At 67.1% G+C, this 12,148-nt stretch carries 1 protein-coding gene (cut by a window edge); it reads left to right on the forward strand.

What is annotated here, in order from left to right:
* On the forward strand, positions 1 to 12,148 hold the beginning of the coding sequence (locus N805_RS30035; RefSeq protein ID WP_033742736.1) for a BapA/Bap/LapF family large adhesin. The gene runs 16,826 nt beyond the window's last position; the window shows 12,148 of its 28,974 coding nt (coding positions 1-12,148); the start codon lies at positions 1 to 3; its stop codon lies off the right edge, out of view.

Raw genomic sequence — 12,148 nt, forward strand, 5'->3', positions numbered from 1 at the left:
ATGGACAACATCGTCGTCGCCGATAAGCAATCCGAAGTCGCCACTCAGAGCGCCTGGGGCAATATCAATCTCAAAGGGCCAGGCGTCGTGCAGATGCCGGTGTCTCCCGACAAGGTGGCCACTGTTACCCAGCGCGGGCAGGACCTGATCGTCACCCTGAAGTCGGGTGAAAAGGTCACTATCGGCAACTTCTTCGCCGTGGACCAGGCGGGGGTTGGCAGCGACATCGTCTTCGTCGGCGAAGACGGCACCCTGTGGCACGCCCAGTACGATGCGGCAGCGTTCACCGGCTTCACCTTCGAAGACGTGGCCTCGCTGGACGAACTGGTCGCGGGTATCGGCACCGCCGGCAGTGCCATGCCAACCTGGGCGATTGCCGGGCTTAGCCTGCTCGGCGTGGGCGGTGCAGCAGCAGCGGCAAACAACGGCGGCGGTGGCAGCAGCGGCGGTTCCGACCCCGACACCACCGCACCGGCCACCCCCATCGACCTGCTGGTTTCGCCGGATGGCCTGCGCCTGACCGGCCGCGGCGAAGCGGGCACCACGGTGAACATCCGCGACGCCGCCGGCAACCTGATCGGCAGCGGCACCGTGGGTGCCGATGGCAGCTTCAACGTGACGTTGAACCCGCCGCAGGTCAATAGCGAAAACCTTGAAGTGACCCTGACCGATGGCGCCGGTAATGCCTCGGCCCCAGGCACCGTCACCGCCCCGGACGCAACCGCGCCACTGGCACCGACCGACCTCGCCATCAATGAACAGGGCACCACTCTTAGCGGTCGTGCCGAACCCGGCTCGACGGTTTCCGTGAGGGGCGCTGGTGGTGTATTGCTGGGCACTGCCGTAGCCGGTGCGGACGGCCAGTTCAGCATCACCCTGCAACCGCCACAGACCGATGGCCAGGCGCTGGACGTCAGCGCCGCAGACGCGGCCGGCAATACGTCGCCAGCTGCCAGCATCACGGCACCGGACGTCGACACCCCTGACACTACCGCCCCTGACCAGCCGACCGACCTGGCCCTGGCCAACGGTGTTACCCTCACCGGCCGCGGCGAACCCGGGGCCACCGTGCAGGTGCGCGATGCTGCCGGCAACCTCATCGGCAGCGGCCTGGTCAACGCTGACGGTACCTTCAACCTCACCCTCTCGCCTGCCCAGGCCAACGGCGAAGCCCTGGACATTCGCCAGGTCGATGCCGCGGGCAACAGCTCGATACCACTGGAATTCACCGCCCCGGACATCACCCCGCCCGAGGCCGTCACCGACATTCTGGTCGGCCCGGGAGGCACGGCCCTGAGCGGTCGTGGCGAAGCTGGCGCCACCGTCGAAGTGCGCGATGCCAACGGTAACGTCATCGGCTCTGGCGTGGTGAGTGCCAACGGTACCTTCCTGATCGACCTCGACCCGGCGGTGCAGCCGGGCGAACAGCTGAGCCTGGTGCAGACCGATCCGAGCGGCAACGCTTCCGTGGCAGTCGAGTACGACGTACCGCTGACCACCGCGCCAGACAGCCCGAGCAACCTGGCCATCGATGCCGACGGCACCACCCTCAGCGGTTCCGCGCCTGCCGGTACTCGCGTGGAGGTGCATGACGCCAACGGCACCCTGATCGGCAGCGCCATCGCCAATGCCGATGGCACCTTCAGCATCGAGCTCAACCCGGCCCAAGCCAACGGCGAACTGCTGGACGTGGTCGCCATCGATGACAGCGGCGTTTCTTCGCTGCCGGCGCAGGTCACCGCGCCAGACATCACCGCGCCTGCCGCCCCGACTGACCTGGCTGTCAGCGCGGATGGTAGCGTCATCACCGGTCGTGCCGAACCAGGCAGCACCGTGCGCATCGTTGCTGCCGACGGCAGCGAACTGGGCACGGCCGTGGTCGGTCCGACCGGCGTGTTCAGCATCAATCTCGCGCCGCCACAAGTCGATGGTGAAGTGCTGCAAGCGACGGCAACAGATGCCGCCGGCAACACATCGCCCACCAGCGCGGTTACTGCACCGGACATCGACGGTGTCGATACCACGCCACCGGCAGCCCCGACTGACCTGGTAGTCGGCCTGGCCGGCAGCCAACTGAGCGGTCGTGGCGAAGCCGGCACCACCGTGCAGGTGCGTGACGCAGCAGGCAACGTGCTCGCGACCGGTACCGTTGGCGCCGATGGCACCTTCGTCATTGCCCTGACTCCTGCCGTGAACGACGGCAGTACCTTGCAAGTCACGCTCACCGACGCCGCTGGCAACATATCGCAGCCGGGCTCGGTCACCTCTACCGACCTGCTGCCGCCTGCTCAACCGACTGACCTGGCCTTGGCCGATGGCGTGACCTTCACCGGTCGCGGCGAACCAGGCGCTACCGTCCAGGTGCGTGATGCCGCAGGCACTCTCATCGGCACTGGCACTGTTGGCGCCGATGGCCTGTTCAGCTTGACCCTGAACCCTGCGCAGGCCAATGGCGAAGCCTTGGATGTGCGCGTGGTGGATGCCGCCGGCAACAGTTCTGCCCCGCTGCAGTTCGATGCACCGGACATCACTCCGCCTGAGGCTGTGAGCAATATCGTGGTCGGCGCGGGTGGCACGGCCCTGAGTGGCCGTGGCGAGCCGGGTGCCACGGTCGAAGTGCGCGATGCCAACGGCACCGTGATCGGCACTGGCGTTGTCGGTGACAACGGCACCTTCCTGATCGACCTCGACCCGGCGGTGCAGCCGGGCGAACAGTTGAGCCTGGTGCAGACCGACCCGAGCGGCAACGCTTCCGTGGCAGTCGAGTACGACGTACCGCTGACCACCGCGCCAGACAGCCCGAGCAACCTGGCCATCGACGCTGACGGCACCACCCTGACCGGTACCGCGCCCGCTGGCAGCCGCGTAGAGGTGCATGATGCCAACGGCACGCTGATCGGCAGCGCCATCGCCAATGCCGATGGCACCTTCAGCATCGAGCTCAACCCCGCTCAAGCCAACGGCGAACTGCTGGATGTCGTTGCCATCGATGAAAGCGGCGTTTCTTCGCTGCCGGCGCAGGTCACCGCGCCAGACATCACCGCGCCTGCCGCCCCGACTGACCTGGCTGTCAGCGCGGATGGTAGCGTCATCACCGGTCGTGCCGAACCAGGCAGCACCGTGCGCATCGTTGCTGCCGACGGCAGCGAACTGGGCACGGCCGTGGTCGGTCCGACCGGCGTGTTCAGCATCAATCTCGCGCCGCCACAAGTCGATGGTGAAGTGCTGCAAGCGACGGCAACAGATGCCGCCGGCAACACATCGCCCACCAGCGCGGTTACTGCACCGGACATCGACGGTGTCGATACCACGCCACCGGCAGCCCCGACTGACCTGGTAGTCGGCCTGGCCGGCAGCCAACTGAGCGGTCGTGGCGAAGCCGGCACCACCGTGCAAGTGCGTGACGCAGCAGGCAACGTGCTCGCGACCGGTACCGTTGGCGCCGATGGCACCTTCGTCATTGACCTGACTCCTGCCGTGAACGACGGCAGTACCCTGCAAGTCACCCTGACCGATGCTGCTGGCAATGTGTCGCAGCCGGGCTCGGTCACCTCTACCGACCTGCTGCCGCCTGCTCAACCGACTGACCTGGCCTTGGCCGACGGCGTGACCTTCACCGGTCGCGGTGAACCGGGTGCCACCGTGCAAGTGCGTGATGCCGCAGGCACTCTCATCGGCACTGGCACTGTTGGCGCCGACGGCCTGTTCAGCTTGACCCTGAACCCTGCGCAGGCCAATGGCGAAGCCCTGGATGTGCGCGTGGTGGATGCCGCCGGCAACAGTTCGGCGCCGCTGCAGTTCGATGCCCCGGATATCACGCCACCGGATGCAGTAAGCAATATCGTGGTCGGCGCTGATGGCCTGGCCCTGAGTGGCCGTGGCGAGCCGGGTGCCACGGTCGAAGTGCGCGATGCCAACGGCACCGTGATCGGCACTGGCGTTGTCGGTGACAACGGCACCTTCCTGATCGACCTCGACCCGGCGGTGCAGCCGGGCGAACAGTTGAGCCTGGTGCAGACCGACCCGAGCGGCAACGCTTCCGTGGCAGTCGAGTACGACGTACCGCTGACCACCGCGCCAGACAGCCCGAGCAACCTGGCCATCGACGCTGACGGCACCACCCTGACCGGTACCGCGCCCGCTGGCAGCCGCGTAGAGGTGCATGATGCCAACGGCACGCTGATCGGCAGCGCCATCGCCAATGCCGACGGCACCTTCAGCATCGAGCTCAACCCGGCCCAAGCCAACGGCGAACTGCTGGATGTCGTTGCCATCGATGAAAGCGGCGTTTCTTCGCTGCCGGCGCAGGTCACCGCGCCAGACATCACCGCGCCTGCCGCCCCGACCGAACTGGCTGTCAGCGCGGATGGCACCGTGCTCACTGGCCGTGCCGAACCGGGCAGCACCGTGCGCATCGTTGCTGCCGACGGCAGCGAACTGGGCACGGCCGTGGTCGGTCCGACCGGCGTGTTCAGCATCAACCTCAACCCACCGCAGCTGGACGGCGAAGTCCTCCAAGCCACTGCAACCGATGCCGCTGGCAATACGTCCGTGGCCACCTCGGTCACTGCGCCGGACATCGACGGTGGCGATACCACACCGCCTGAAGCCCCGACTGACCTGGTAATCGGCCTGGCCGGCAGCCAACTGAGCGGTCGTGGCGAAGCCGGCACCACCGTGCAGGTACGCGATGCGGCAGGTACTGTGCTGGCCACCGGCACTGTTGACGCCGATGGCAGCTTCGCAGTTACCTTGGCCCCTGCCGTTACCGACGGCAGCGCCCTGCAGGTGACCCTGACCGATGCCGCTGGCAACGTCTCGCCACCCGGTTCGGTCACCTCGCCGGACCTGCAGGCCCCTGCCCAGCCCACCGAGCTGGCCCTGGCTGACGGCGTGACCTTCACCGGGCGCGGCGAACCGGGTGCTACCGTCCAGGTGCGTGATGCCGCAGGCACTCTCATCGGCACTGGCACTGTTGGCGCCGATGGCCTGTTCAGCTTGACCCTGAACCCTGCGCAGGCCAATGGCGAAGCCCTGGATGTGCGCCTGGTGGATGGCGCCGGCAACAGTTCTGCCCCGCTGCAGTTCGATGCACCGGACATCACTCCGCCTGAGGCTGTGAGCAATATCGTGGTCGGCGCGGGTGGCACGGCCCTGAGTGGCCGTGGCGAGCCGGGTGCCACGGTCGAAGTGCGCGATGCCAACGGCACCGTGATCGGCACTGGCGTTGTCGGTGACAACGGCACCTTCCTGATCGACCTCGACCCGGCGGTGCAGCCGGGCGAACAGCTGAGCCTGGTGCAGACCGATCCGAGCGGCAACGCTTCCGTGGCAGTCGAGTACGACGTACCGCTGACCACCGCGCCAGACAGCCCGAGCAACCTGGCCATCGATGCCGACGGCACCACCCTCAGCGGTTCCGCGCCTGCCGGTACTCGCGTGGAGGTGCATGACGCCAACGGCACCCTGATCGGCAGCGCCATCGCCAATGCCGATGGCACCTTCAGCATCGAGCTCAACCCCGCTCAAGCCAACGGCGAACTGCTGGATGTGGTCGCCATCGATGACAGCGGCGTTTCTTCGCTGCCGGCGCAGGTCACCGCACCGGATATCACCGCACCTGCCGCCCCGACCGAACTGGCTGTCAGCGCGGATGGCACCGTGCTCACTGGCCGTGCCGAACCGGGCAGCACCGTGCGTATCGTTGCCGCCGACGGCAGCGAACTGGGTACGGCCGTGGTCGGCCCGACCGGCGTGTTCAGCATCAACCTCGCGCCGCCGCAAATAGACGGCGAAGTACTCCAAGCTACCGCTACCGATGCTGCTGGCAATACGTCCGTGGCCAGCTCGGTCACTGCGCCGGACATCGACGGTGGCGATACCACACCGCCCGACGCGCCTATCGACCTGATCATCGGCCTGGCCGGCAGCCAACTGAGCGGCCGTGGCGAAGCCGGCACCACCGTGCAGGTGCGTGACGCAGCAGGCAACATCCTCGCGACCGGTACCGTTGGCGCCGATGGCACCTTCGTCATTGCCCTGACTCCTGCCGTGAACGACGGCAGTACCCTGCAAGTCACCCTGACCGATGCTGCTGGCAATGTGTCGCAGCCGGGCTCGGTCACCTCTACCGACCTGCTGCCGCCTGCTCAACCGACTGACCTGGCCTTGGCCGACGGCGTGACCTTCACCGGTCGCGGCGAACCGGGTGCCACCGTGCAAGTGCGTGATGCCGCCGGCACCCTTATCGGCACTGGCATCGTTGGCACCGACGGCCTGTTCAACGTTACCCTTGCACCCGCCCAGGCCAACGGCGAAGCACTGGACGTACGTCTGGTGGACACGGCCGGCAACACCTCTGCACCGCTTCAGTTCGATGCCCCAGATATCACACCACCTGGCGCAGTAAGCAATATCGTGGTCGGCGCTGATGGCCTGGCCCTGAGTGGTCGCGGTGAAGCCGGTGCCACTGTCGAAGTGCGCGATGCCAACGGCACCGTGATCGGCACTGGCGTTGTCGCTGCCAACGGCACCTTCCTGATCGACCTCGACCCGGCGGTGCAGCCGGGCGAACAGCTGAGCCTGGTGCAGACCGACCCGAGCGGCAACGCTTCCGTGGCAGTCGAGTACGACGTACCGCTGACCACCGCGCCAGACAGCCCGAGCAACCTGGCCATCGATGCCGACGGCACCACCCTCAGCGGTTCCGCGCCTGCCGGTACTCGCGTGGAGGTGCATGACGCCAACGGCACCCTGATCGGCAGCGCCATCGCCAATGCCGATGGCACCTTCAGCATCGAGCTCAACCCCGCTCAAGCCAACGGCGAACTGCTGGATGTGGTCGCCATCGATGACAGCGGCGTTTCTTCGCTGCCGGCGCAGGTCACCGCGCCAGACATCACCGCGCCTGCCGCCCCGACTGACCTGGCTGTCAGCGCGGATGGTAGCGTGCTCACTGGCCGTGCCGAACCGGGCAGCACCGTGCGTATCGTTGCTGCCGACGGCAGCGAACTGGGCACTGCCGTGGTCGGCCCGACCGGTGTATTTAGCATCAGCCTTGCGCCGCCACAGGTAGACGGTGAAGTCCTGCAGGCCACCGCGACCGATGCCGCCGGCAACACATCACCCACCAGCGAGGTTACCGCGCCGGACATCGACGGTGTCGATACCACGCCACCGGCAGCCCCGACGGACCTGGTAATCGGCCTAGCCGGTAGCCAGCTGAGCGGGCGCGGCGAGCCTGGCACCACCGTGCAGGTACGCGATGCGGCAGGTACTGTGCTGGCCACCGGCACTGTTGGCGCCGATGGCAGCTTCGCAGTTACCCTGGCCCCTGCCGTTACCGACGGCAGCGCGCTGCAAGTGACCCTGACCGATGCCGCTGGCAACGTCTCGCCACCCGGTTCGGTCACCTCGCCGGACCTGCAGGCCCCTGCCCAGCCCACCGAGCTGGCCCTGGCTGACGGCGTGACCTTCACCGGTCGCGGCGAACCGGGTGCTACCGTCCAGGTGCGTGATGCCGCAGGCACTCTCATCGGCACTGGCACTGTTGGCGCCGATGGCCTGTTCAGCTTGACCCTGAACCCTGCGCAGGCCAATGGCGAAGCCTTGGATGTGCGCGTGGTGGATGCCGCCGGCAACAGCTCGGCGCCGCTGCAATTCGATGCACCGGACATCACCCCGCCTGGCGCAGTAAGCAATATCGTGGTCGGCGCTGATGGCCTGGCCCTGAGTGGCCGTGGCGAGCCGGGTGCAACGGTCGAAGTGCGCGATGCCACCGGCACCGTGATCGGCACCGGTGTGGTCGCCGACAACGGCACCTTCCTGATCAACCTCGACCCGGCGGCGCAGCCGGGCGAACAGCTGAGCCTGGTGCAGACTGACCCAAGCGGCAACACTTCCGTTGCCCTTGAATACGATGTACCACTGACCACTGCACCGGTCAGCCCGAGCAACCTGGCTGTCGATGCCGACGGCACCACCCTCACCGGTTCCGCCCCTGCGGGTACCCGCGTAGAGGTGCATGACGCCAATGGCACCCTGATCGGCAGCGCCATCGCCAATGCCGACGGCACCTTCAGCATCGAGCTGAACCCGGCCCAAGCCAACGGCGAACTGCTGGATGTGGTCGCCATCGATGACAGCGGCGTTTCTTCGCTGCCGGCGCAGGTCACCGCACCGGATATCACCGCACCTGCCGCCCCGACTGACCTGGCTGTCAGCGCGGATGGTGGCGTCATCACCGGTCGTGCCGAACCAGGCAGCACCGTGCGTATCCTGGCTGCCGACGGCAGCGAACTGGGCACTGCCGTGGTCGGCCCGACCGGCGTGTTCAGCATCAATCTCAACCCGCCACAAGTCGATGGTGAAGTGCTGCAAGCCACGGCAACAGATGCCGCCGGCAACACATCGCCCACCAGCGCGGTTACTGCACCGGATATCGACGGTGTCGATACCACGCCACCGGCAGCCCCGACTGACCTGGTAGTCGGCCTGGCCGGCAGCCAACTGAGCGGCCGCGGCGAAGCCGGCACTACCGTACAGGTACGCGATGCGGCAGGCACTGTAGTGGCCACCGGCACCGTCGGTGACGATGGCACCTTTGTGGTGTCCCTGAGCCCTGCCGTGAACGACGGCAGCACCTTGCAAGTCACCCTGACCGATGCCGCCGGTAATGTTTCCCAGCCGGGCTCGGTGACCTCTGCCGACCTGCTGCCGCCTGCTCAGCCGACTGACCTGGCCTTGGCCGACGGCGTGACCTTCACCGGTCGCGGCGAACCGGGTGCCACCGTGCAAGTGCGTGATGCCGCCGGCACCCTTATTGGCACTGGCATCGTTGGCACCGACGGCCTGTTCAACGTTACCCTTGCACCCGCTCAAGCCAACGGCGAAGCCCTGGATGTGCGCCTGGTAGATGCCGCCGGCAACAGTTCGGCGCCGCTGCAATTCGATGCACCGGATATCACACCACCTGGCGCAGTAAGCAATATCGTGGTCGGCGCTGATGGCCTGGCCCTGAGTGGCCGTGGCGAGCCGGGTGCAACGGTCGAAGTGCGCGATGCCACCGGCACCGTGATCGGCACCGGTGTGGTCGCCGACAACGGCACCTTCCTGATCAACCTCGACCCGGCGGCGCAACCGGGCGAACAGCTGAGCCTGGTGCAGACCGACCCAAGCGGCAACGCCTCCGTTGCCCTTGAATACGATGTACCGCTGACCACTGCACCAGTAAGCCCGAGCAACCTGGCCGTCGATGCCGACGGCACCACCCTCACCGGTTCCGCCCCTGCGGGTACCCGCGTAGAGGTACACGATGCCAATGGCACCCTGATTGGCAGCGCCATCGCCAATGCCGACGGCACCTTCAGCATCGAGCTCAACCCCGCTCAAGCCAACGGCGAACTGCTGGACGTGGTCGCCATCGATGACAGCGGCGTTTCTTCGCTGCCGGCGCAGGTCACCGCGCCGGACATCACCGCACCCGCCGCCCCGACCGAACTGGCTGTCAGCGCTGACGGCGCCGTGCTCACTGGCCGTGCCGAACCGGGCAGCACCGTGCGCATCGTTGCCGCCGACGGCAGCGAACTGGGCACTGCCGTGGTCGGCCCGACCGGCGTGTTCAGCATCAATCTCAACCCGCCACAAGTCGATGGTGAAGTGCTGCAAGCCACGGCAACAGATGCCGCCGGCAACACATCGCCCACCAGCGCGGTTACCGCGCCGGACATCGACGGTGTCGATACCACGCCACCGGCAGCCCCGACTGACCTGGTAGTCGGCCTGGCCGGTAGCCAGCTGAGCGGGCGCGGCGAGCCTGGCACCACTGTGCAGGTTCGCGATGCGGCAGGTACTGTGCTGGCCACCGGCACTGTCGGCGCCGATGGCAGCTTTGCAGTTACCCTGACCCCTGCCATTACCGACGGCAGTGCCCTGCAAGTGACCCTGACCGATGCCGCTGGCAACGTCTCGCCACCCGGTTCGGTTACCTCGCCGGACCTGCAGGCCCCTGCCCAGCCCACCGAGCTGGCCCTGGCTGACGGCGTCACCTTCACCGGTCGCGGCGAGCCCGGTGCCACCGTGCAAGTGCGTGATGCGGCCGGCACCCTCATCGGCACCGGCATCGTCGGTGCCGATGGCCTGTTCAGCTTGACCCTGAACCCTGCGCAGGCCAACGGCGAAGCACTGGACGTACGCCTGGTGGATGCCGCCGGCAACACCTCGGCGCCGCTGCAGTTCGATGCACCGGATATCACGCCACCTGGCGCAGTAAGCAATATCGTGGTCGGCGCTGATGGCCTGGCCCTGAGCGGCCGTGGCGAACCGGGCGCCACCGTAGAGGTACGCGATGCCAACGGCGCCGTGATCGGCACTGGCGTAGTCGGTGCCAACGGCACCTTCCTGATCGACCTCGACCCGGCGGTGCAGCCGGGCGAACAGCTCAGCCTGGTGCAGACCGACCCAAGTGGCAACGCTTCCGTGGCAGTCGAGTACGACGTACCGCTGACCACCGCGCCAGACAGTCCGAGCAACCTGGCCATCGATGCCGACGGCACCACCCTCACCGGTTCCGCCCCTGCGGGTAGCCGCGTTGAAGTACACGACATCAACGGCACCCTGATCGGCAGCGCCATCGCCAATGCCGACGGCACCTTCAGCATCGAGCTCAATCCTGCCCAAGCCAACGGCGAACTGCTGGATGTGGTCGCCATCGATGACAGCGGCGTTTCTTCGCTGCCGACGCAGGTCACCGCACCGGACATCACCGCGCCCGCCGCTCCGACTGACCTGGCTGTCAGCGCGGATGGTAGCGTCATCACCGGCCGTGCCGAGCCCGGCAGCACCGTGCGCATCGTTGCCGCCGACGGCAGCGAACTGGGCACGGCCGTGGTCGGTCCGACCGGCGTGTTCAGCATAGACCTCGCGCCGCCGCAAATAGACGGCGAAGTCCTCCAAGCCACTGCAACCGATGCCGCTGGCAATACGTCCGTTGCCAGCTCGGTCACTGCACCGGACATCGACGGTGGCGATACCACACCGCCCGACGCGCCTATCGACCTGGTAATCGGCCTGGCCGGCAGCCAACTGAGCGGCCGTGGCGAAGCCGGCACTACCGTACAGGTACGCAATGCGGCAGGCACTGTACTGGCCACCGGCACCGTCGGTGCCGATGGCACCTTTGTGGTGTCCTTGAACCCTGCCGTGAACGACGGCAGCACCTTGCAAGTCACCCTGACCGATGCTGCTGGCAATGTGTCGCAGCCGGGCTCGGTGACCTCAGCCGACCTGCTGCCTCCGGCACAGCCGACTGACCTGGCCTTGGCCGACGGCGTGACCTTCACCGGTCGCGGCGAACCGGGTGCCACCGTGCAAGTGCGTGATGCCGCCGGCACCCTTATTGGCACTGGCATCGTTGGCACCGACGGCCTGTTCAACGTTACCCTTGCACCCGCTCAAGCCAACGGCGAAGCCCTGGATGTGCGCCTGGTAGATGCCGCCGGCAACAGTTCGGCGCCGCTGCAATTCGATGCACCGGATATCACACCACCTGGCGCAGTAAGCAATATCGTGGTCGGCGCTGATGGCCTGGCCCTGAGTGGCCGTGGCGAGCCGGGTGCAACGGTCGAAGTGCGCGATGCCACCGGCACCGTGATCGGCACCGGTGTGGTCGCCGACAACGGCACCTTCCTGATCAACCTCGACCCGGCGGCGCAACCGGGCGAACAGCTGAGCCTGGTGCAGACTGACCCAAGCGGCAACACTTCCGTTGCCCTTGAATACGATGTACCACTGACCACTGCACCGGTCAGCCCGAGCAACCTGGCCGTCGATGCCGACGGCACCACCCTCACCGGTTCCGCGCCTGCCGGTACTCGCGTGGAGGTGCATGACGCCAATGGCACCCTGATCGGCAGCGCCATCGCCAATGCCGACGGCACCTTCAGCATCGAGCTCAACCCGGCCCAAGCCAACGGCGAACTGCTGGATGTCGTTGCCATCGATGACAGTGGCGTTTCTTCGTTGCCGGCGCAGGTCACCGCGCCGGACATCACCGCACCCGCCGCCCCGACCGAACTGGCTGTTAGCGCTGACGGCGCCGTGCTCACTGGCCGTGCCGAACCGGGCAGCACCGTGCGTATCGTTGCTGCCG

This window comes from Pseudomonas putida S13.1.2 (genome assembly GCF_000498395.2).
Taxonomy (GTDB): Bacteria; Pseudomonadota; Gammaproteobacteria; order Pseudomonadales; family Pseudomonadaceae; genus Aquipseudomonas; species Aquipseudomonas putida_Q.